19 protein-coding genes and 1 rRNA gene are annotated in these 22,396 nt (G+C 71.2%); 9 read left to right on the plus strand and 11 right to left on the minus strand.

Going from position 1 to position 22,396, the window contains the following annotated elements:
* Window positions 1–218: 218 nt before the first annotated feature.
* Entirely contained in the window at window positions 219–785 is a 567-nt protein-coding gene (locus BG418_RS36995; protein WP_188278455.1) for a DJ-1/PfpI family protein, read from the plus strand.
* A gap of 86 nt (window positions 786–871) precedes the next feature.
* Here the strand turns inward: BG418_RS36995 and BG418_RS37000 are convergent, their stop codons facing one another.
* Both BG418_RS37000 and BG418_RS37005 read right to left on the minus strand, forming a co-directional pair.
* A complete protein-coding gene (locus BG418_RS37000; protein ID WP_188278456.1) occupies window positions 872–1,543 on the minus strand; it encodes an HAD family hydrolase in 672 nt (223 codons plus the stop codon).
* Window positions 1,544–1,624: 81 nt separating this feature from the next.
* A complete protein-coding gene (locus BG418_RS37005; protein ID WP_188278457.1) occupies window positions 1,625–2,131 on the minus strand; it encodes a DUF6912 family protein in 507 nt (168 codons plus the stop codon).
* A gap of 267 nt (window positions 2,132–2,398) precedes the next feature.
* Between BG418_RS37005 and BG418_RS37010 the strand changes: the two genes are divergently transcribed.
* The gene (locus BG418_RS37010; RefSeq protein WP_188278458.1) at window positions 2,399–2,863 is read left to right on the plus strand and encodes an Rv3235 family protein; all 465 of its coding nucleotides are present in this window, start codon (window positions 2,399–2,401) and stop codon (window positions 2,861–2,863) included.
* Window positions 2,864–2,879: 16 nt separating this feature from the next.
* Here BG418_RS37010 and secA read toward each other — a convergent pair whose 3' ends face one another.
* Window positions 2,880–5,732, minus strand: a complete 2,853-nt coding sequence (secA, locus tag BG418_RS37015) for a preprotein translocase subunit SecA (RefSeq protein ID WP_188278459.1) — start codon at window positions 5,730–5,732, stop codon at window positions 2,880–2,882.
* Between the two features lie 217 nt (window positions 5,733–5,949).
* Here secA and BG418_RS37020 point away from each other — a divergent pair, with 217 nt between their 5' ends.
* Window positions 5,950–6,549 (plus strand): GNAT family N-acetyltransferase, encoded by a 600-nt coding sequence (locus BG418_RS37020; protein ID WP_188278460.1) that lies wholly within the window; start codon window positions 5,950–5,952, stop codon window positions 6,547–6,549.
* A 137-nt stretch (window positions 6,550–6,686) separates the two neighbouring features.
* Complete coding sequence (locus BG418_RS37025) at window positions 6,687–7,862, plus strand: winged helix-turn-helix domain-containing protein (RefSeq protein WP_188278461.1); 1,176 nt, start codon at window positions 6,687–6,689, stop codon at window positions 7,860–7,862.
* A gap of 38 nt (window positions 7,863–7,900) precedes the next feature.
* On the opposite strand, the gene BG418_RS37030 is transcribed toward BG418_RS37025, so the two are convergent.
* The 7 genes from BG418_RS37030 to mtnA form a co-directional block, all read right to left on the minus strand.
* The gene (locus BG418_RS37030) at window positions 7,901–8,653 is read right to left on the minus strand and encodes a response regulator transcription factor (protein WP_067159746.1); all 753 of its coding nucleotides are present in this window, start codon (window positions 8,651–8,653) and stop codon (window positions 7,901–7,903) included.
* A 224-nt stretch (window positions 8,654–8,877) separates the two neighbouring features.
* Window positions 8,878–9,567: a ribosome hibernation-promoting factor, HPF/YfiA family gene (gene hpf, locus BG418_RS37035; RefSeq protein ID WP_188278462.1), complete on the minus strand. Its 690-nt coding sequence runs from the start codon at window positions 9,565–9,567 to the stop codon at window positions 8,878–8,880.
* A 314-nt stretch (window positions 9,568–9,881) separates the two neighbouring features.
* Entirely contained in the window at window positions 9,882–10,643 is a 762-nt protein-coding gene (locus BG418_RS37040; RefSeq protein WP_188278463.1) for a ComF family protein, read from the minus strand.
* Window positions 10,644–10,775: 132 nt separating this feature from the next.
* Complete coding sequence (locus BG418_RS37045) at window positions 10,776–12,575, minus strand: LpqB family beta-propeller domain-containing protein (protein WP_188278475.1); 1,800 nt, start codon at window positions 12,573–12,575, stop codon at window positions 10,776–10,778.
* Window positions 12,576–12,657: 82 nt separating this feature from the next.
* Window positions 12,658–14,706, minus strand: coding sequence for an MtrAB system histidine kinase MtrB (gene mtrB / locus BG418_RS37050; RefSeq protein ID WP_188278464.1), 2,049 nt, complete (start codon window positions 14,704–14,706; stop codon window positions 12,658–12,660).
* A 1-nt stretch (window position 14,707) separates the two neighbouring features.
* Entirely contained in the window at window positions 14,708–15,397 is a 690-nt protein-coding gene (mtrA, locus tag BG418_RS37055; protein ID WP_188278465.1) for a two-component system response regulator MtrA, read from the minus strand.
* 4 nt (window positions 15,398–15,401) lie between these two features.
* Window positions 15,402–16,550 carry an S-methyl-5-thioribose-1-phosphate isomerase gene (mtnA, locus tag BG418_RS37060; RefSeq protein ID WP_188278466.1) on the minus strand — a complete coding sequence of 383 codons (1,149 nt, stop codon included), beginning with the start codon at window positions 16,548–16,550 and terminating at the stop codon, window positions 15,402–15,404.
* A gap of 155 nt (window positions 16,551–16,705) precedes the next feature.
* Here mtnA and BG418_RS37065 point away from each other — a divergent pair, with 155 nt between their 5' ends.
* The 5 genes from BG418_RS37065 to BG418_RS37085 are packed head-to-tail and all read left to right on the plus strand — an operon-like array spanning window position 16,706 to window position 22,174.
* Window positions 16,706–17,944 carry a glycerophosphoryl diester phosphodiesterase membrane domain-containing protein gene (locus tag BG418_RS37065; RefSeq protein WP_188278467.1) on the plus strand — a complete coding sequence of 413 codons (1,239 nt, stop codon included), beginning with the start codon at window positions 16,706–16,708 and terminating at the stop codon, window positions 17,942–17,944.
* Window positions 17,945–17,948: 4 nt separating this feature from the next.
* Complete coding sequence (locus BG418_RS37070) at window positions 17,949–18,665, plus strand: DUF4129 domain-containing protein (protein WP_399001763.1); 717 nt, start codon at window positions 17,949–17,951, stop codon at window positions 18,663–18,665.
* Window positions 18,662–19,873 carry a DUF4350 domain-containing protein gene (locus tag BG418_RS37075; RefSeq protein WP_188278469.1) on the plus strand — a complete coding sequence of 404 codons (1,212 nt, stop codon included), beginning with the start codon at window positions 18,662–18,664 and terminating at the stop codon, window positions 19,871–19,873. Before BG418_RS37070 ends, BG418_RS37075 begins: the two co-directional genes overlap by 4 nt.
* Window positions 19,870–20,853, plus strand: a complete 984-nt coding sequence (locus BG418_RS37080; protein ID WP_188278470.1) for a MoxR family ATPase — start codon at window positions 19,870–19,872, stop codon at window positions 20,851–20,853. The genes BG418_RS37075 and BG418_RS37080 overlap by 4 nt, the downstream gene beginning before the upstream one ends.
* Window positions 20,854–20,863: 10 nt before the next feature.
* On the plus strand, window positions 20,864–22,174 hold the full coding sequence (locus BG418_RS37085; RefSeq protein ID WP_188278471.1) for a DUF58 domain-containing protein: 1,311 nt from the start codon (window positions 20,864–20,866) through the stop codon (window positions 22,172–22,174).
* Between the two features lie 97 nt (window positions 22,175–22,271).
* On the opposite strand, the gene rrf is transcribed toward BG418_RS37085, so the two are convergent.
* Window positions 22,272–22,388 (minus strand): 5S ribosomal RNA (gene rrf / locus BG418_RS37090).
* Between the last annotated feature and the right edge of the window lie 8 nt (window positions 22,389–22,396).

Here is a 22,396-nt window from a genome sequence, read left to right on the forward strand (position 1 = left end):
CTCTTGGCAAACAGGCCGGACAGAGGCAGGTTTGCGGCGTACGCACCGTGCGCGCAGCGGCACGGTGGGCAGCGCCGTGGACCCTCCGCCGGACAGGGGATTTCGCGCCAAGCGAAGCCCCGCGCGCGACACGGCGCACAGAACGTCTTGGAGCATGTCGCACAGCACGACGATTCCCGTTACGCATCAGGTACGCACCGTCGACCCCGGGAGCACCCATGGCAGCCAAGATCCTGATCGTGACCGGCGACGCGGCGGAGTCGCTGGAGGTCCTGTACCCCTACCAGCGGCTGCGCGAGGAGGGCTACGAGGTCCATATCGCCGCCCCCGCCCGGAAGAAGCTCCAGTTCGTCGTCCACGACTTCGAACCGGGCTTCGACACGTACACCGAGAAGCCCGGCTACACCTGGCCGGCCGACCTGGCCTTCTCCGAAGTCGACCCCGGCCAGTACGCCGCACTGGTGATTCCGGGCGGCCGGGCCCCCGAATACCTCCGCAACGACCCCGAGCTCCGCAAGATCCTCAAGGCCTTCTTCGACACGGACAAGCCGGTCGCACAGATCTGCCACGGTCCCCTCCTGACCGCGGCGATCGGCGGCCTCACCGGCCGCCGGGTCACCGCGTACCCCGCCCTCGAACTCGACATGCAGGCCGCCGGCGCCACCTTCCGCGACACGGAGACGGTCGTCGACGGCACCCTGGTCTCCGCCCGCGCCTGGCCGGACCACTCCACGTGGATGCGGGAGTTCCTCACGGTGCTGCGGGCGAAGGCGCCGGTGACGTAGGCGTCGGGGGCGGGCCGGGAGGCCCGGGCCGAGCCAGGCCGGGCCGAGACGCCCGCCGCGGGGCCGGGCAGGGTCCCCGGCGGGCCTCAGCCCGCCAGGCGTTCCGCCACTTCCACCGCTTCCGCCAGCGTGTCCACCACCGGCACGCCCGCCTCCGCGAGGCTGTCGCGGCTGTGCGATCCCCCGGTGTACAGCACCGCCCGCGCCCCGATGTGCGCGGCGGCCACGGCGTCGTCCACCGCGTCCCCGATCACCACGATGCGGTCGGCGGATATCGCCTCGTCCGCCGCCCGCAGCGCCGTCAGATGCCGCACCATGTGCTCGGCCTTGCTGCCGTGGGAGGGGCCGGTGCGCCCGTCCACCCGCAGGAAGTGCTCCGTGATGCCGTGCCGCCGCACGATCGGCACCAGGTGCTCGTGCGGCGCCATCGACAGCAACGACTGGCCGAGCCCGGACGCCGAACGATCGGCGAGCAGTTCGGCCGCGCCCTGGGTGAGCGCGCAGGCGTCCGCGCGCAGCCAGTAGTGCTTGTGGAAGGCCTCGTCCATGACCAGCCACTCGGCCTCGGTCGGCAGCCGCCCCATCAGCCGCTGGTAGAAGCGGGGGATCGGCACGCAGTACAGCTCGCGGTAGCGCTCCAGCGTTATGGGCTCCAGGCCGAGCTCCGCGAAGGCGGCGTTGGTCGCCTCGATGACCGCACCGATGTCGTCGAGCAGTGTGCCGTTCCAGTCCCAGACCAGATGCGTGCGCTTCCCCATGCCAGAAACGGTACCCACCCCCACTGACAACGGACCGCCCCGCCTTCTCCGGCAGGCGAAGTCCGCAGGTCAGCCGGGCTGTCAGGCGATCAGGTTGGGAATCTCCTGCACCCCGAACCACAGCAGCTCGTGGTCCTCGGCCCCGTCGACGGTGAACTGGGCGTCGTCGTCGCCCTGGTCCGCCGCGCCCAGCGCTTCGGCCGCCGCCGTCACGTCCGCCACCGCGTCGTCGGAGTCCACGTGCACCGCGGCCGCCTTGCCCAGCGGCACCGGCCCGGCGATCCGCACCTCGCCCAGCGCGCTCGCGTCCAGGCCCCGGTCCGGGTCGGCCGAGGCCGCCCCGTCGGGCACGTCGAGGGCGACCACGACGCGGCGCCGCGCGGCCTCCGGGTCCCCGGCGAGCAGCCGCAGCGAGGCAGCGGCGGCCCGGCTGAGCGCCGCGTACTCCAGCTCCTCGATGTCGTCCGAGACGTACCACTCACGCAGTCCGGGTGTGACGGCGTAGGCGGTCAGCGGCCCGGAGCCGAGCTCTCCCGCCGTGTGCGCCGTCGCGAGACCAGGGAGGGTCAGAGGGAGGTACACGCGCATGACAGGCCGCTCTTTTCTCGTCGGAAGACGCACTCAGGATACGTGCGGGAGTCCCCCTTCGGGTTGCCCGTAGGGGGTGGGACGGATCGGAGGGCCGACGGCCGCTTCCCCGGCCCCCACCAGCCCTGCAGAGCCCTCCATCACCCAGATAGGTGAATCTCCGGAGGCCCCGGGCGCCCGCCCCGCCGCCCTTGCGACCCGCTTCGCCGCCCCCGTACAAGATCCCCAACAGAAAGCTACTCGCCGGTATCAAAGGGGGCGACGGAGATGAACAGGACCGACAGGACGCGAGCGGGCGCGGCGCGGACGGACCGAACCAGGCCCGCGGGGCGCCACGACCGGGTCGGCCCCGCCAGGCCCGGCGGCGTCACCAGCGCGTACGCGCGGCGCCAGCGGCTGCCCCGCTACTGGTTCGCCGAACGCCTGCTCGCCGTGCTCAGCGGCCGCCGACCGGTGCACTGGATGCTGGGCCACACTGTCGGCGAGGCGTACGAGCAGCTGGTGCTCCTTGCCCCGGCGAGCCCCCTGGGGGCCGTCTCGCAGCCCGTGGTGCGGCACTGCGACGAGTACGTGCCCCAGGCCGGTGTCATCGAGGCGTTCGCCCGTATCGGCGCGGGCGACCGCGTCCGCGCCATGGCCTTCCGCCTGGAGCAGGGCGCCGACCTGCGCTGGCGCTGCGCGGCAGTAGAAGTGGGGCCGGGCACCCATGCGGTGCCCGGCCCCACCCGGTGACTCTCCAGCCTTACGGCTACTTCTTGCGGCGGCGGCCGGCGCCCTTCTGGGCCTTGCGGCGCTCGGCGCGGGTCATCCCGTCCGCCTCGGAGCGGGACGGCTCGTCGTCGCCGTTGTCGAAGTCGCCCTCGACGACCCCGCCCTCGCCGTCCACCGTCGGAGCCGAGAAGTGCAGCCGGTCCGGGCGCTGCGGGGCGTCCAGACCCTTCGCCCGGATCTCGGGACGCGCGACCCCGGCGGGCACCGCGTCCTCCTTCTCCAGCGAGGCCTTCACCTCGGCGTCCTCGACCGGGACCTCCTCGACCTGCTGCTCGACCTGGACCTCCAGGTTGAACAGGTAGCCGACGGACTCCTCCTTGATGCCGTCCATCATGGCGTTGAACATGTCGAAGCCCTCGCGCTGGTACTCGACCAGCGGGTCCTTCTGGGCCATCGCCCGCAGGCCGATGCCCTCCTGGAGGTAGTCCATCTCGTAGAGGTGCTCGCGCCACTTGCGGTCGAGCACCGAGAGGACCACGCGCCGCTCCAGCTCACGCATGATGTCGGAGCCCAACTGCTCCTCGCGCGCCGCGTACTGCTCGTGGATGTCGTCCTTGATGGACTCGGCGATGAACTCGGCGGTGATGCCCGCGCGGTCGCCCGCCGCCTCCTCCAGCTCCTCCACGGTGACCTTCACCGGGTAGAGCTGCTTGAAGGCGCCCCACAGCCGGTCCAGGTCCCACTCCTCGGCGAAGCCCTCGACGGTCTCCGCCTGGATGTACGCGTCGATGGTGTCGTCCATGAAGTGCTGCACCTGCTCGTGCAGGTCCTCGCCCTCCAGGACGCGGCGGCGCTCGCCGTAGATGACCTCGCGCTGACGGTTCAGCACCTCGTCGTACTTCAGAACGTTCTTACGCGTTTCGAAGTTCTGCTGCTCGACCTGGGACTGGGCCGACGCGATCGCGCGCGTGACCATCTTGTTCTCGATCGGCACGTCGTCCGGCACGTTGGCCATCGACATGACGCGCTCGACCATCTGGGCCTTGAACAGGCGCATCAGGTCGTCGCCGAGCGACAGGTAGAAGCGGGACTCGCCCGGGTCGCCCTGACGGCCGGAGCGGCCGCGCAGCTGGTTGTCGATACGGCGCGACTCGTGCCGCTCGGTGCCGAGCACGTACAGGCCGCCGAGCTCCTTGACTTCTTCGAACTCGGCCTTGACGGCCTGCTCGGCCTTCTCCAGGGCGGCGGGCAGCGCGTGCGCCCACTCCTCGACGTGCTCCACCGGGTCCAGACCCTGCTGGCGCAGCTCGGCCTCGGCGAGGTCGTCCGGGTTGCCGCCGAGCTTGATGTCGGTGCCTCGGCCGGCCATGTTCGTGGCGACCGTGACGGCGCCCTTACGGCCCGCCTGGGCGACGATCGTCGCCTCCCGGTCGTGCTGCTTCGCGTTCAGCACTTCGTGCTGGATGCCGCGCTTGGAGAGCTGCTGCGAGAGGTACTCGGACTTCTCGACCGAGGTGGTGCCGACCAGGATCGGCTGGCCCTTCTCGTGCTTCTCGGCGATGTCGTCGACGACCGCCTCGAACTTCGCGACCTCGGTGCGGTAGATCAGGTCGGACTGGTCCTTGCGGACCATCGGGCGGTTGGTCGGGATCGGGACGACACCGAGCTTGTAGATCTGGTGGAACTCGGCGGCCTCGGTCATCGCCGTACCGGTCATGCCGCAGAGGCCCGGCTCTTCCTTGCCGTCGTGGTCGTGGCGCTTGTAGAGGCGGAAGAAGTTCTGCAGGGTGATCGTGGCGAGGGTCTGGTTCTCGTCCTTGATGTCCACCCCTTCCTTCGCCTCGATCGCCTGGTGCATGCCCTCGTTGTAGCGGCGGCCGGCGAGGATACGGCCGGTGTGCTCGTCGACGATCATGACTTCGCCGTCCATGACGACGTAGTCCTTGTCCTTCTTGAACAGTTCCTTCGCCTTGATGGCGTTGTTCAAGTAGCCGACGAGGGGGGTGTTGACCGACTCGTAGAGGTTGTCGATGCCCAGCCAGTCCTCCACCTTGGCGACGCCGGGCTCGTGGATGGCGACGGTGCGCTTCTTCTCGTCGACCTCGTAGTCGCCGGTCTCCTCGATGCCCTTCAGCGGGTTCCCCGCCTCACCCTTGGTGAGGCGCGTGACCAGCTTGGCGAAGTCGCCGTACCACTTGGTGGCCTGGTCGGCCGGGCCGGAGATGATCAGCGGCGTACGCGCCTCGTCGACCAGGATCGAGTCGACCTCGTCGACGATCGCGAAGTTGTGGCCGCGCTGGACGAGCTCGTCCTGGGACCACGCCATGTTGTCGCGCAGGTAGTCGAAGCCGAACTCGTTGTTCGTTCCGTACGTGATGTCGCAGGCGTACTGCGCGCGGCGCTCGGCGGGCGACATGTTGGCGAGGATGCAGCCGACCTCGAGACCGAGGAAGCGGTGCACCCGGCCCATCATCTCGGAGTCGCGCTCGGCCAGGTAGTCGTTCACCGTGATCAGGTGGACGCCCTTGCCGGAGAGCGCGTTGAGGTACGCCGGCAGCGTGCCGACGAGGGTCTTGCCCTCACCGGTCTTCATCTCGGCGACATAGCCGAGGTGCAGGGCCGCGCCACCCATCATCTGCACGTCGTAGTGACGCTGGCCGAGGACGCGCTTGGCGGCCTCGCGGACGGTGGCGAAGGCTTCCGGGAGCAGGTCGTCCAGGCTCTCCCCGTTCGCGTACCGCTCCTTGTACTCGTCGGTGAGGGCACGGAGCTCGGCGTCGGAGAGGTTCGCGAAGTCCTCTTCGATGGAGTTGACCTGGTCCGCGATGCGGTGCAGCTTGCGCAGGATCTTGCCTTCGCCTGCACGCATGAGCTTTGAAAGGACGGACACGGGGGTTGGTCTCCTTGCCGGTCGGGCCTGGCGCGGTCGAGTACGGTTGATTACTTCTGAGCAACGGCCATCGTATGCGAGGACCCGCCCGCGCCGGGAGGTCTGCCATTACGACAACGGACAGCGGGCCCGGAAGGTGCCGGGAACGTGCCCGGAAGTGCCGGGAACGTGTGAAAAGCCCTGGCGCCCGTTCCACCCCCGCACGGAGAATCGGCCGATGGAACCAGTCACCCTCAGCACCGAGCGCCTGATCCTGCGCCCCGTCGGCCCGCAGGACGCGGACGAGGTGTACGCGGCCTGTCAGGACCCCGACATCCAGCGCTGGACCACCGTCCCCTCGCCCTACCTGCGCGAGCACGCGATCTCCTTCACCGAGACCTTCGGCCCGGGCGGCTGGCGGGACGACTCCGACTACACCTTCACGGTGCGCGTCCGGGACACGTCCCAGGGCGAGGAGAGCGCTCGCGAGGGCGCGCTGGTGGCGATGGTCGGCGTGATGCGGCGCGGCGAGGGCGTGGCCGAGCTGGGCTTCTGGGCGACGAAGGAGCACCGGGGGCGGGGCTATATGACCGAGGCCTCGCTGGCGGCGGCCCGCTGGGCCTTCGCGTCGGCCGGGGTCGAACGCCTGGAGTGGCGCGCGGAGGTCGGCAACGCGGCCTCGCGCGCGGTGGCCGAGAAGACGGGCTTCACCATGGAGGGCACCCTGCGCGCCGCCCTCGTCCACGGCGGCACCCGCCGCGACAGCTGGGTGGGCGGCCTGCTCCCTTGCGACCTCGGCCTGCCCACCACGCGCGCGTACCTGCCGTCTCGGGGGTGACGCGCGCGTAGGTGTCGGCACGGGGTGAGCGGCGGGTCCGCGCGGGCTCTGGCGGGCGCGCGCGGAGTCAGGGGTTCCGTCCCGTGGGCGGCCTGCGCCAGGGCCCGTTGTCAGTGCCGCCGTCTATCGTGCGGAACATGACCAGCCTGCCGCGCCCCACCGCCGAACTCTCCGCCGACGAGGCCCGCCGCATCGCCCTGCGCGCCCAGGGTTTCCTCGGCGCCCCCGACCGCCGGGGCGGAGTGCGCGGCGTGCTGCGGCACCTGGGCGCGGTGCAGCTCGACACCATCTCCGTGCTCGCCCGGTCGCACGAGCTGATTCCGTACGCACGCCTGGGCGCCGTCGGCCGAAAGGCGGTGGACGAGGCGTACTGGAGGGACGGCCACGCCTTCGAGTACTGGTCGCACGCGGCCTGCATCCTGCCCGTCGAGGAGTGGCCGCACTTCGCCTTCCGCCGCCGCGCCTACCGCGCGCGCCCGCACTGGAACCACGAACTGCCGGACGGCTCGTACGAGCAGGTGATCAAGCAGCTCCAGGCCGAAGGCCCGCTGACGGCAACGGACTTGGGCGGCGCCAAGAACAAGGGCGAGTGGTGGGACTGGTCCGCCTCCAAGGTCGCCGTCGAGCGCGCGCTGATGTACGGCGAGGTGGTCTGCACCGAACGGCGCGGCTGGAAGCGGGTGTACGACCTGGCCGAGCGCGCCATCCCGGACGCCTTCCTCCACGACGAGCTGGACGACGCCGAGTGCCTGCGCCGGCTCGTACGGCTGGCGGGCCAGTCCCTGGGCGTCGGCACGCGCGCGGACATCGCCGACTACCACCGCCTGAAGGGCGAGCAGGTGGACGCGGTGATCGCCGAGTCGGGCCTGGTGCCGGTCACGGTGCAGGGCTGGGACAAGGCCACCTGGGCGGACCCGGACGCGCTGGCCGCCGAGCCGCGCGGCCGCCACCGTACGACGCTGCTGTCGCCCTTCGACTCGCTCATCTGGGACCGCGCGCGCACCGAGCGGATCTTCGGCTTCAGCCACCGTCTGGAGGCCTACACGCCCAAGCCCAAGCGGGTGTACGGCTACTTCGCGATGCCCCTGCTGGCGGGCGGCCGGCTGCTGGGCCGCGTCGACCCCGCCCGCGAGGGCCGCACCCTGGTGGCCAAGCAGGTCTCCCTGGAATCGCCGAAGGCGATAGAACCCATGGCCCAGGCACTGCTGGAGGCGGCGAGCTGGGTGGGCTGCGACGCCGTGCGCATCGAGCGCACCGACACCCCGGAAGTGGCCCGGGCGCTGACCGCGGCGGTCGCGGTCTCGGCGGGCTGACCGGAACGCCGCGAGGGGGCGGTGGCCAGCGCTGTCGGCTAGCGGATCTCCAGGATCTTCTCGCGCATCGCGTACACCACCGCCTCCATCCTGGAGTGCAGTTGGAGCTTCTCCAGGATGTTGCGGACATGGTTCTTCACGGTGTTCTCGGAGATGAACAGCTCTTTGGCGATGTCCCGGTTGTTCATCCCCGTGGCCACCAGCTTCAGCACCTCCAGCTCACGGTCGGTGAGCCGCGGCGCGGGCACCAGCCGGCGCTCGTCGGTGCGCTGGATCATCGACTTGAACTCGGTGAGCAGCTTCGACGCCATCGACGGGCTGATCTGGGACTGGCCGTCCGCCACCGCCCGGATCGCCGTCGCCACCTCGTCCGTGGAGATCTCCTTGAGGAGATAACCCGTCGCGCCCGCCTTGATCGCGTCGTAGAGGTCGGCCTCCTCGTCGCTGATCGTGAGCATGATGATCTTCGCGCTGGGGGCCACCTCCTTGATGGAGGTGCAGGCCTCGATGCCGCCGCGCCGGGGCATCCGTACATCCATCAGCACGATGTCCGGCAGCAGATCCGCCGCCTTGTCCACGGCCTCCGCGCCGTCTCCCGCCTCGCCGACGACCTGGATGTCCTCCTCCGCGGCCAGCACGATCTCCAGTCCCCGGCGGAAGAGCGCGTGGTCGTCGACGACCAGGACACGGATCGGTTCCTTGCGCGACCCGGCCGCTTCCATGCCGGTGGGAGCCCCGTCAGAACCGTCCGGGGCCGACCCGTCGTGCACCGGCCCGAAGCTGTCCGCCATCGTTCCTCCCCCTGAAGGCCATGGCCCGAGTTGGTGTGGCTGCACCAACCCCGCTCCTCGGAGCAGCGGTTGGCGTGCGACGCCATGATTTCATGCCCGGCCGTCAGAGCGGTGGTCCAGTGGTCGCACAGTGGTGCCCCTGGGGGCGCACAAGCACTCCCGGGGCACCACCACACTGGTGTACGGCGCACCGCACGCGTCCGTTCAGCGCGCCGCCCACCTGGTCATCCGCCGAGCGCACCGCCGGCGCCGCTCGCGTCCTCACCGGCGAGCGGGTCACTTTCCAGATGAATGACGCCGTAGTCGTAGGCGTGCCGTCGGTAGACGACACTGGGCTGCTTCGTCTCGGAGTCGACGAAGAGGTAGAAGTCGTGCCCGACCAGCTCCATCTCGTAGAGCGCCTGGTCGAGCGTCATCGGGGCTGCCAGGTGGGTCTTCTCGCGGACCACCAGCGGGCCCTCGCCCTGCACTTCGAGCGAACCCATCCGCGTGGTGGGAACGCGCTCCTCCAGCGAACTGCCCACCGGCTCACCACTTCCGTTCAACTGAGCCACGCCCGGCACGACGTCGGCCACTTCGGAGGCCGACAGCCGTCCATTGCCCCGGCGGGTGTGGCGCTTGTCGTGCTGCTTGCGCAGCCGCGCCTCCAGCTTGCCGGTGGCCAGGTCGAGGGCTGCGTACGGGTCGCCTGCCGCCGCTTCCGCCCGGATCACGGGGCCACGCGAGTGCAGCGTGATCTCCACTCGGTCGGAACGGTCGGCCTGCCGCGGGTTGTGTTCCTTGGACACCTCGACGTCGAGGCTGATTACCTTGCCGTCGAGCTTCTGGATCTTCTCCAGCTTCAGCTTCTCGGCCACGTGCTTGCGGAACCGCTCGGGCACCTCGGTCTTGCGGCCCTTGACGACGATGTCCACGCAGAACTCCGTTCCCGGATCACTCCGCCTTCGCTGCGGAGCATCTCCCTCTTGCACCAGACTCCGGTAGGCACCGGAGCCTCGGACTGGGCGACTTTCACCTCCTCCTCCCCCGTCGGGAAGATCGCCACCCCACCAACCTCGGGGCCGGGGACCTACCCGGACGCGAGGCAGTGCATTCAGCGAGGCCGGCTCTCGCCATTCCTCACAACCGAACATAGCTCGGTCGGACGGATGTCGGCACCCGCTACCCGCACGTACCTCCGTTCAGGTGTTTTTCCCCTCTCACTACCTGCAACGATGCAAGTTCGCTGTCAGTTCCGGTTTATTTCGAAGGACGCCGGCGTCGAGGCCACGACAGCGGCCGCCGCCGACCGCTGCGCGCATCCCCCAACGGCGTACGCCGAAACATCACCGACCGTCCCGGGCACGGTCGCCGCGCCCGCGGCAGCCACCGCGCGCGCCGCCTCCACCAACGACGCCCCGGTCGTCATGAGGTCGTCCACCAGGACCACCCGACCGCCCTCCAGGAGCCTGTCACCGCCCGCCGACACCTCCAGTGCTCCGGTCAGATTCGCCAGCCGCTGCGGGGCGCTCAGTCCCGACTGGTCCAGCACCGCGCGCCGCTGCCGCAGCACGGCCGCCACGCGCGCGTCCGTCCCCGTGCGCCGCAGTTCGCCCGCCGCCGCCAGGGCGATCCGCCGCGCCGCGTCATGCCCGCGCGCCCGCACCGCCTTGCGCGCCGAGGGAACCGGCACGAGCAGCAGCGGCCCGTCCCGGGGCACCCCGGCGACCGCACGCACCGCGCCCGCCAGCGCCTGCCCGAGGACCCCGGCCAGACCCAGGGCCCCGCGCTCCTTGTGCGCGAGCAGCACCGCCCGTACGGCGTCCTCGTACTCGGCCGCCGCGTACACCACCGGCAGCCCCGCCGGTTCGGGGGCCGGCCGGACCCGCCGCGCCCGCGCGTCGAGCAGCGCCGCCGCGCACCGCTCGCACAGCGCCGTACGGGGACTGCCGCAGCCACCGCAGGCAGCAGGCAGCACCAGCCCGGAGATCTCCTGCCACCATCCCCGCATGGCACCCACTCTGCCAACAGGAAGGCGACCCGGCCACCCCTGTGGAAAAGCCGCCCCGCCGTCCTGTGGACGGCGGGGCGGGTTCGTCTTCCCTGCGCCCAAGGCGCGTTCCCGGCGCGAAAGGCGCGCTCGTCAGCCCGGGTAGACCGGCGAGGAGCCCGTCTTGACCGCGGTCTTCCAGTTCGCGCCGGGCGGCAGCCGGACGATGCCGTCCTCCTTCGAGTGCGCCACCAGCGGCAGCCGCTCGTCGTCCGCGGCGGCGATCTCCGTCACCCGGTTGGCGCCCGGCACATTGCCCGCAGCCGATGTCGAACCGTCCGTCTGCATATAGCGCAGCTGCTGCTGGAGCCCGCCGGACTCCTTGCCGACCACGACGAGGCGGCTGCGTCCGGCCCAGGACACGGCCGTCACGTCTTCCATCTGCGGTGCGCCGGGGCGCAGTTCCACCACGGAGACCTGCGGGTGCTCCGGGTCGCCGATCCGCTCCACGCGGCCGATCCGCAGCGTGGTGTGGCCGCCCTCGGCCACCAGGAGCGCGATCCGCACCCCGTCCGCCGACATCCGCACCTGCTCGATGCGCGCACCGTTCAGACCGGCGACATCGACCTCCTGGGGCTGTCCCGCGCCCTTCTCCAGGCGCAGCAGCCGGGAGTGGTCCGGGTCCCGGTCGGCCACCCAGAGATCGCCGCGCCCGTCCCAACTCGGCGCCGAGAGCCCGTCCTTCGCCGGGTCCTTGCTCTGGCTGGTGACCAGCGTCTTGACCAGCTCGCCGTCGGACACGATCGGCGCCACGTACAGCGAACGGCCGTCTGTGCTCACACCGGCCGCGTCCTGCTCGTTGCGCGCCACCGCGACCGTACGCAGCTTCTGCTCGCCCCTGCCGAGCGGCCCCGCCACCTGCTGGGTGACGACGTCGCCGTCCGTACCGCCGCTGGTGCCGGTGCTGTCCGTGCCGTCGCGCACGGCGTCCCGCATCCGCGCGAGGCGCCCCTGCGAGTCCAGGAAGTACTGCCCCGGATTGGAGGAGATGTGGTCCGGCGCGTAGTCGGCCTGGTCCCCGCTGAGCACACACAGCTGCGAGCCGTCGGCCCGGTCCAGCTCCACCTGGCTGACCCGGGTCGCCGTCAGATCCCGCAGTGTGAACAGCACTTGGGCCGCCATCTTGCGGCACTGCCCACCGCCGACATTGGACGCCCGCTCGTTGAGCGGCACCTTCAGCGCGTTGCGGTCGTCGAACGACAGCGCCGTGGTGCCCTCCTTCAGCTCCGTACCGCTCGGGAAGCGCGAACTCACCACCGGCCGCAGCCAGTTGGTCGGCCCCTCCAGGACGGTCATGACCGTCTGGGTGACCAGGTTCATCTGCGTCTCGGGGTCATTGCGCTGACGCACGTACACCGGATCGGCGACCAGCAGACGCTCCTGACCGGACGCGAAGTAGTACTTGTTGACGGAACGGTAGATGCGCTGGAAGTCCGACTGCCCCAGGAGCAGCCCCTCGGGCAGCGAGTCGATGCGCCACTCCTTGCCGCCGGGCCCGCTCTCCCGTACGAGATGGATCGTCTCGTTGTACGTCGTCCTGGGCCTGGCCGGCTGGTAGGCGTGCTGCTTGTCCACCACGGCCACCGGCTTTCCGGTCACCGTGAAGGTGAAACTCGAACTGTCGCCCTTGTCGTTGGTCCGGTTCGGCTCCGGGTTCGGCCCGTCGGCCAGCACCGTGGTGGCCAGATCCGGCTTCCACGCGCGCGCGGCCTGCGGCGTCAGATACTTGCGGGCCGTCGCGAACTGCGGGTCGTCACTGGTCATCGCCTCCAGGAACCCGTCGACGATCTCGTCGGCGGCCGCCCCCTCGCGCGGCGGCACCGCGTACACCTGCACCTGCGAGTCGGCCCGCTGCGAGGCCTGCACCGCGTGCACGTCCCCGCTGTCGGGCATCGACGCACAGCCCGCCACCAGCACACCGCCGCAGCCCAGCAGCGCGGCGGACCGCAGCCGACGGCCGCGCCCCCTCCCCGGATCAGCGCCCACGAGCCGTTTCCTCCTGGTCCGCGGCTGCCGGGGCAGCCGCTGCGTCAGCAGCCTGCGATGGTACGGATTCGCCGTCCCCGCGCCCGTCCGCGACCCGGGGCACCACGCGGGCCCCGCCGCCACCGGGCAGCGCGGTCGGATCGGCGGCCGGACCCGATGTCCTGGGCGGTATCGGGGGCCGGGGCGGCCCGGGCAGCGAGGAGCGGTCGGCGACCGGCTGGACCGGCACGCTCGTCAGCCGCAGCCCGTTGCCCTGCCCTGCGGCCACGCCCTGGCGGGCCCGCTCGCGAACGGAGCGCGAGTCCTCCGGCTCCAGGGGTATGGGCGATCCGCGCAGCGGCTCGTCGGCCGTACGCGGCAGCGTCAGCCGGAACTGGGAGCCGCCTCCCGGCTCGCCCCAGGCCTGCAACCAGCCGCCGTGCAGCCGCGCGTCCTCGACCGCGATCGACAGCCCGAGTCCGGTGCCGCCGGTGGTCCTGGCCCGTGCCGGGTCGGCCCGCCAGAAGCGGTTGAACACACGGGTCGCCTCGCCGGGCTTGAGGCCCACGCCGTAGTCGCGCACGGCGACCGCCACAGCGCCGCCGGCCGTCGCCATCCGCACCACCACGTCCCGGCCCTCGCCGTGCTCCACGGCGTTGACGACCAGGTTGCGCAGCACCCGCTCGACTCGCCGGGCGTCCGCCTCGGCGACCACCGGCTGGTCGTCGCCGACCACCCGTATCCGGGTGCCCTTGCGCTCGGCCAGCGGCTCGGCGCCCTCGATCACCCGTCGTACGACGTCACGCAGGTCTATCGGCTCGGCCTCCAGGGCCGCCGCGCCCGCGTCGAAGCGGCTGATCTCCAGCAGGTCGGCGAGCAGCGACTCGAACCGGTCCAGCTGCCCGGCGAGCAGCTCGGCCGACCGCGCCGTCACCGGATCGAAGTCGACCCGCGCCTCATGGATGACGTCCGCCGCCATCCGTACGGTCGTCAGCGGCGTACGCAGCTCGTGCGAGACGTCCGAGACGAACCGCCGCTGCATCCGCGACAGCTCCTCCAGCTGCTGGATCTTGATCTGGAGGTTCTGCGCCATCTTGTTGAAGGCCTCGCCGAGCCGCGCGATGTCGTCCTCGCCGGTGACCTTCATGCGTTCCTGGAGCTTGGCGGCGGAGAGCCGCTCGGCGATCTGCGCCGCCATCCGCACCGGTGTCACGACCTGGCGCACCACCAGCCAGGCGATCGCGCCGAGCAGCACGACGAGGAACAGCCCCGCGGTCGCGAGGGTGCCCTTGACCAGGCTCAGCGTCTTCTCCTCCTGCGCCAGCGGGAAGAGGTAGTACAGCTGGTACGCCTGCCCGTCGACGTCCTTGAGCCGGGTGCCGATGACCAGACCCGGCTTCGGCTCCTGCCCGTCGAGGTACTTGATCGAGGCGTACGTCTTGTACGCGCCCGTCCCCACGTCGACCGAGTCCCGCAGGCTCTGCGGCACGCTCGCGACCGGGTCCACCCCGCCCGAGGCGCGCGGCCCGCGGTTGCTGGACCCCGAGTCCTCGGAGTCGGCGCTCAGGGCCACCACGTAGAACGCGCCCTGACCGCCACTGGCGAGCTGGGTCACCAGCTCACTGCGCCAGGTCACCGAACTGCCGGCCCGCCCGTCCGAGCTGCCGTCGTCCTGCCCGCCCGGCGCCGCCGGGGCGCTCGCCTTGTCCTTGGCCACGGCGAAGCCGCCCGCCGACTGGCTCTCGGCCGCCTTCTCCTTGGTGACCAGAAGTCCGTTGCGCACCTGACCGATGACAACGAACCCGAGCAGCAGCACCACACCCAGCGACATCAGCAGGGTGGAGGCGACGACCCGCAGCTGGATGTTGCGCCGCCACAGCCGCAGCGCGGGCAGCAGCGGACGCCGCACCCAGCGCACGAAAAGGCGCAGCACAGGGCTGCCGGGCGTCCCCTCCTGGAGGATTCGCCCGCCCCAAGACGTCTTCCGTCCCTCACCAGCAGCCCGCCCCCCACGGACCCCGGGCTTCCCGGGCTTCGGAGCAGCACCGCCGCGGGACATGTCAGCTCGGTCCGGCCTTGTAACCGACACCACGGACGGTCACCACGATCTCCGGGCGCTCCGGGTCCTTCTCGACCTTCGAGCGCAGCCGCTGGACATGCACGTTGACGAGCCGCGTGTCCGCCGCGTGCCGGTACCCCCACACCTGCTCCAGGAGCACCTCACGGGTGAACACCTGCCACGGCTTACGGGCCAGCGCGACCAGCAGGTCGAACTCCAGCGGGGTCAGGGCGATGGACTGCCCGTCCCGCTTCACGGAGTGACCCGCCACGTCGATCACCAGATCGCCGATCGCCAGCTGCTCCGGCGCCGGCTCCTCCGACCTCCTCAGCCGCGCCCGGATACGGGCGACGAGCTCCTTGGGCTTGAACGGCTTCACGATGTAGTCGTCCGCCCCGGACTCCAGGCCGACCACCACATCCACGGTGTCGCTCTTGGCGGTGAGCATCACGATCGGCACACCGGACTCGGCCCTGATCAGCCTGCAGACCTCGATGCCGTCCCGTCCGGGCAGCATGAGGTCCAGCAGTACCAGGTCCGGCTTGGCCTCACGGAATGCCGCCAGTGCCTTGTCGCCGTCCGCTACGAACGACGGCTCAAAACCTTCTCCACGCAGCACAATGCCGAGCATCTCGGCCAGCGCGGTGTCGTCGTCGACGACAAGGACGCGTCCCTTCATAAACGTCATCATCCCATTAGCTAATCGTTACCTGGCGTGACCTGGCACACAGCTCTCTCAGCCCGACCCCGGTCACAGGGGAGAGCACACCTTCCTCGGTGACGATCGCCGTCACCAACTCGGGGGGTGTCACATCGAAGGCGGGGTTGTACGCCTGCGTCCCGAGCGGCGCCACGGGCAGTCCGCCGCCGGTCCCCCACCCGGCCGCCGAAATCTGCGGTCCGGTGAGCTCCGTCACCTCTTGCCCGGGCCGCTGCTCGACCTCGATCGCCGCCCCGTCGGGCGTCTGAAGATCCACCGTCGTCACGGGCGCCACCACGATGAACGGCACATGGTGGTACTTCGCGAGTACGGCGAGCGGATAGCTTCCCACCTTGTTCGCCACCGAGCCGTCGGCGGCGATCCGGTCCGCCCCGATCAGAACAGCGTCCACCTCTCCCGCCGCGAACAGTGAACCCGCGGCATTATCAGTCAGCAAGCTGTACGCCATCCCACTGCGCGCCGCCTCGTACGCGGTCAGTCTGGCCCCTTGCAGCAGCGGCCGAGTCTCGTCCACCCACAGCCGACGCAGCCGGCCCGCCCGGTGCGCGGCCAGCGCGACCGCGAACGCGGTGCCCTCGCCGCCCGACACCAGCCGCCCGGTGTTGCAGTGCGTGAGCACGCTGTGGCTGCCGCCGGGCAGCAGCTCGTCGAGCAGCGCCAGACCGTGCGCCGCCATCCGGGCACTGGCCTCCGCGTCCGCCCGGTGCAGCGCCCGCGCGGCCGCCAGCGCCGCCGCCCCGGCCTCCTGTGGGCCCGCGCCCTTCTCGACCGCGGCCCGGTACGCGCCGAGGGCCAGCCGCACCCCGTACCCGAGGTTCACCGCGGTGGGCCGCGCCCCCGCCAGCAGAACAGCGGCCTCCTGTACGTCGAAGCCACGCACCCCGGCCAGCGCCACTCCGTAGGCCCCGGCGATCCCCAGCAGCGGCGCCCCGCGCACCGCCAACGTCTGGATCGCCCGCACCAGCCCCGGCACGTCCGTACAGACCAGCTCGACCTCCTCCGCCGGCAGCCGGGTCTGGTCGAGGAGCACCAGCACCGGCCCTTCGGGCGGCTCGTCCCAACGCAGCTGGGGCAGTCCCTGCGGCTCTGCACCCACGGTGGATCGCACGTCCTGATCAGCCATCCGCCCAGTCTGCCCGGTGAGCCGCCGACAATTGAAGGTGCCAACGAGATACAGGGCCCGGTCCACTGCCCCGAACCGCATGGCACGATGGCTGCCAACCCGAAGGAGCCGGCTCGCCGAGCCGGTCCCGCGACCAAGCCACGAGGTGGACGACCGTGAACGACTCTCCGGGCTGGGCTTCGCCCGGATCGGCCCCCTCCGACGGCGAGGACTCCGGCGCACCCCGCCCGCCCGAGCCCTCCGACCGGGCCCGCGCGACCTCGCAGTGGTCCCGGAACCAGCCTCCGGCGGGCCAGTGGTCGCCTCCGGCCGGCACACCGGGCCAGGGTCCTCCGCCGCCTCCGCCGGGCCGTCCAGGGCCCCACCAGGGCGGCGGATGGGGGCAGCCGCCCGCTCCCGGCGGCTGGAACTCCGGCTGGGGCCGGCCGCCGGCTGCCAAGCCCGGCGTCATCCCGCTCCGCCCGCTCGGCGTCGGCGAGATCCTCGACGGCGCGGTGTCGACGATGCGCGCCCACTGGCGCACGGTCCTCGGCCTCACGCTCACCGTCGCCGTGATCACCGAGTTCGGGAACATCCTCGCCCAGCACTACCTGCTCCCGGCCGCGCCCGAGATCGATCCCAACGCCACGGGCACCGAAGCCATCAACCAGGCCTTCGACTCCCTGCGGTCGAGCATGCTCGACCTGCTGCCCATCGCCGTCCTGGGGCTGATCGGCACCCTGTTCGTCACAGCCGTACTCACCGTGGTGATCAGCCGCTCCGTGCTGGGCCGCCCCGTGACGCTGCGGGAAGCCTGGGCCGAGGCGAGCCCCCGCCTGCTGACGCTGCTCGGCCTCCTCGTGCTGATGCCGCTCATGGCCGGTGCGATCGTGGGGATCGGCATCCTTCCCGGCCTGCTCATCGGGTCCGACGCGGGTGCGGGCCTGGCCGCGCTCGGGGGGCTGGCGGCCTTCGTGGTCGTCGTGTGGCTGATGATCCAGTTCAGCCTCGCCGCCCCCGCGCTGATGCTGGAGCGGCAGGGTCTCGTGAAGTCCCTGCGCCGGTCGGCCAAGCTGGTCCGCGGCGCCTGGTGGCGGATCTTCGGCATCACGCTGCTGACGCTGCTCCTGACGTTCATCGTCTCGATGATCATCGCGATCCCGTTCACCGTGATCGGCACCCTCGTCGACGACGGCGGTGCCAACAACCTCTTCGGTGGCGCCACTTCCGACTACGGCTGGCCGTTCCTGATCATCACCGGGATCGGCGCGGTCATCGGCTCGGCCATCACCTACCCGATCTCCGCCGGCGTCGCCGCGCTGCTCTACATCGACCAGCGCATCCGCCGCGAGGCACTCGACCTCGACCTCGCCCGCGCCGCGAACCTGCCGGGCCACGAGACTACCGGGAGCTGATGCGGTGTCCGCAACGGGGGGCACAACCATGGTGCGACTACTGCTCCATGGGGGCGGCGAGCCACCGGTGGACACTCCGCGCGTCCCCGCCCGCGAGGCGGCGCAGCGCGAACTGTCCAAGTCGATGTACCACGAGAACGACCCGAACCTCCTGCAACGCGCCCTCAACCGCTTCTGGGACTGGGTCGGCGGCCTCTTCGACGCCGCTTCGGGCGCGGCACCCGGCGGCGCGCTCGGCCTGGTCGTCATCGTGCTCTTCGCCCTGGCGCTCGTCGCGGCCCTGTGGTGGCGGCTCGGCACCCCGCAGCGCACCGCGTCGGCCGCCGGCTCGGTGTTCGAGGACCGCGTACGCAGCGCCGCCGAGCACCGTGCCGTCGCCGAGGCCCATGCCGCCGCCCGTCGCTGGACGCAAGCCGTCCAGGAACGGATGCGGGCCGTCGTCCGCTCCCTGGAGGAGCGCGCCCTCCTCGATCCGCGCCCCGGCCGTACCGCCGACGAGGCAGCAGCCGAGGCAGCCCGTCCGCTGCCCGCCCACGCCGACCGACTCCGCGCCGCGGCCCGCGAGTTCGACGACGTCACATACGGCGGCCGTACGGCGAACGAGACCGCGTACCACCGTCTGCGTGACCTCGACATCGATCTGGAACGCACCAAGCCGGAGCTGAGCGCTCTCACCCAGGCCTCCGCCACGCAGGTGGCCACTCGGGGAGCCGCAGAGTGACCGACACACAGTCCTCCGCAGCCGCTCCTCCCGCCTCCTCCGACCGCACGTCGACTGACGCGACACCCCGTCAGATCTGGACGCGCACGCGCGGACTGCTGCTCGCCGCGGTCATCCTCCTCACCGCCGGCATCGCACTCGCCGCCGCCCGCTCCGGTGACCAGCACGGCCGCCTCGACCCCCGTTCCGCGGACCGCTACGGCAGCCGCGCGGTCGCCGAACTCCTCAAGAACCAGGGCGTCTCCACCCGCGTGGTCACCAGCCTCGACGAGGCCACCCGCGCCACCGGCCCCGACACCACGCTCCTGGTCACCGGCCCCGACCTGCTCACCGAGTCCCAGCAGCGCCAACTCCACGCCGCCACCGCCGAGTCCGGCGGACGCACACTCCTGGTGTCGCCCAGGTCGGCCTCCCTTCCCGTACTCGCCCCCGGCGTCCACGAGGAGGGGTCGGCCTCCGTCAACGCCCGCGACCCCGACTGCTCTCTGGCCTCGGCCGTACGCGCCGGCAGCGCCGACACCGGCGGCGTCCGCTACTCGGCCAACGGGCAGGCAAGCGAAGCCTGTTACCAGGCCGCCGGGCTGCCCACCCTGCTCCGGATGGAGACACCCGCCAACGGTGACACCGTCCTGCTCGGCGCCCCGGACATCCTCTACAACCACCGTCTCGACAAGCAGGGCAACGCCTCGCTCGCCCTCCAGCTCCTCGGTTCCCGTCCTCATCTGGTCTGGTACCTCCCCTCGCTCGACGATGTCTCGGCCACCGACGGCGGTGACCGCAGCTTCTTCGACCTCACCCCGTCCGGCTGGCTCTGGGCCACTCTCCAACTCACCCTCGCGGCAACCCTCGCCGCCATCTGGCGCGCCCGGCGCCTCGGCCCTCTGGTGACCGAACAACTCCCGGTCGCCGTACGCGCGTCCGAGGCGACCGAGGGCCGCGCCCGTCTCTACCGCAAGGCCAACGCCCGCGACCGCGCGGCCGACGCCCTGCGCTCGGCCACCCGTATGCGTCTGGCCCCCCTCCTCGGCGTGCCCGCCTCGGCGGCGCACGCGCCCGAACTCCTCGTCCCCGCCGTCTCCGCCCGGCTCCCCGCCACCGAACGGGACCTTCAGGTTCTACTGTTCGGCCCGGCGCCGGCAGACGATGCCGCACTTGTCCGCCTCGCGGACGAACTCGACGCCCTCGAAAGAGAGGTACGCACCTCATGAGCGACCGAACCCCGGCGACCGCAGCGAACCCGGACAGCGCCCGCGCCTCCCTGGAGGCGCTGCGCACCGAGATCGCCAAGGCCGTGGTCGGCCAGGACTCCGCCGTCACGGGCCTCGTCGTGGCCCTGCTCTGCCGCGGTCATGTACTGCTCGAAGGAGTCCCCGGCGTCGCCAAGACGCTCCTCGTGCGCTCGCTCGCCGCCTCTCTCGAACTCGACACCAAGCGCGTCCAGTTCACCCCCGATCTGATGCCCAGTGATGTCACGGGCTCGCTCATCTACGACGCCCGCACCGCCGAGTTCTCCTTCCAGGCCGGCCCGGTGTTCACCAACCTCCTGCTAGCGGACGAGATCAACCGCACGCCGCCGAAGACGCAGTCCTCTCTCCTGGAGGCCATGGAGGAGCGTCAGGTCACCGTCGACGGCACCCCACGACCGCTCCCCGAGCCCTTCCTGGTCGCGGCGACGCAGAACCCGGTCGAGTACGAGGGCACCTATCCCCTGCCGGAAGCCCAGCTGGACCGCTTCCTGCTGAAGTTGACGGTGCCTCTTCCCTCCCGCGCGGACGAGATCAACGTCCTCGCCCGCCACGCGGAGGGCTTCAACCCCCGCGACCTCCAGGCTGCCGGAGTCCGCCCCGTCGCGGGCGCCGCCGATCTGGAAGCGGCGCGCGCTGCCGTCGCCAAGACCTCGGTCTCCGCCGAGATCACCGGCTATGTCGTCGATATCTGTCGTGCCACGCGTGAATCCCCCTCGCTCAGCCTCGGTGTCTCCCCCCGAGGCGCCACCGCTCTGCTCTCCACCGCTCGCGCCTGGGCCTGGCTCACGGGCCGGGACTATGTCATCCCCGACGACGTAAAGGCCTTGGCCCTCCCCACACTTCGCCATCGCATCCAGCTGCGGCCCGAAGCGGAGATGGAGGGCGTCACCGCCGACTCCGTCATCACCTCGGTCCTCGCCCACGTCCCCGTCCCCCGCTGAGGCGGCGACCGTGGCTCTCACCGGACGCACCGCTCTGCTCGCCGCACTCGGCTCTGTCCCCGTTGGCGTACTGGCCCCGAGCTGGGCGGGAATGCTCGCGGTCAACGCCCCCCTCACACTCGCAATGATGTGCGACTACGCCCTCGCCGCGCCAGTGCGAAAGCTCCAATTCACCCGAAACGGTGATACGTCAGTTCGATTGGGTGACGCCGCCGAGGTCGTCCTCACCGTCACCAATCCCTCGGGCCGCCCCCTGCGCGCCGAGCTCCGCGACGCCTGGCCGCCCAGCAGCTGGCCGTCCGGCGCCGAACAGGCCGCCTCCCGGCATACGGTGAAGATCCCGGCCGGCGAACGCCGCCGTCTCGCCACGACCCTGCGTCCGACCCGGCGAGGCGACCGCCACTCCGAGCGGATCACCGTCCGGTCGTACGGCCCACTCGGCCTCGTCTCCCGGCAGGGCGGCCACCGCGTCCCCTGGACTGTGCGCGTCCTGCCGCCTTTCACCAGCCGCAAGCACCTGCCGTCCAGACTGGCGCGGCTCCGCGAACTCGACGGCCGCACGAGTGTGTTGACCCGAGGTGAAGGAACCGAGTTCGACAGCCTGCGCCCCTACGTCCCCGGCGACGACACCCGTTCCATCGACTGGCGCGCCACCGCCCGCCAGAACACCGTCGCCGTACGCACCTGGCGCCCCGAGCGCGACCGCCACATTCTCGTCGTCCTCGACACCGGACGTACGTCGGCGGGCCGCGTCGGGGACGTCCCCCGGCTCGACGCCGCCATGGACGCGACGCTGCTCCTCGCCACGCTCGCCTCCCGCGCGGGCGACCGCGTCGACCTCCTGGCGTACGACCGCCGTGTGCGCGCCCAGGTCCAGGGCCGCGCCGCCGGTGAGCTCCTGCCCGCCCTGGTCAACGCGTTCGCACCGCTCGAACCCGAGCTGGTGGAAACAGACGCCCGCGGCCTGAGCGCCGCCGCGCTGGCCAACGCCCCCCGACAATCACTGATCGTGCTCCTGACAAGCCTGGACGCGGCACCCGTCGAGGAGGGCCTGCTCCCCGTGCTCCCTCAGCTCACCCAGCGCCACACCATCCTGGTCGCCGCTGTCGCTGACCCCCACATCAAGAAGATGGCGGAGGCTCGCGGCACTGCGGACGCCGTTTACGATGCCGCCTCGGCCAGCAAGACCCAGGAACAGCGTCGCCGTACAGCTGAAAAGCTGATGCGTCACGGTGTCACGGTCGTGGACGCCACCCCGGACGAGCTCGCACCGGCCCTGGCCGACGCCTATCTGGAGCTGAAGGCGGCGGGTCGGCTCTGACATCGGAAGGCGGGCCATGGACTCAAAGGAAAAGGGTCCTGAACGCAAAAATGCCTCAGTCCCCGACCATAAAGGCCGGGGACTGAGGCTAAAAATTGTTCGGCGGCGTCCTACTCTCCCACAGGGTCCCCCCTGCAGTACCATCGGCGCTGAAAGGCTTAGCTTCCGGGTTCGGAATGTAACCGGGCGTTTCCCTAACGCTATGACCACCGAAACACTATG

Source organism: Streptomyces sp. CBMA152, assembly GCF_014596475.1.
Classification (GTDB): domain Bacteria; phylum Actinomycetota; class Actinomycetes; order Streptomycetales; family Streptomycetaceae; genus Streptomyces.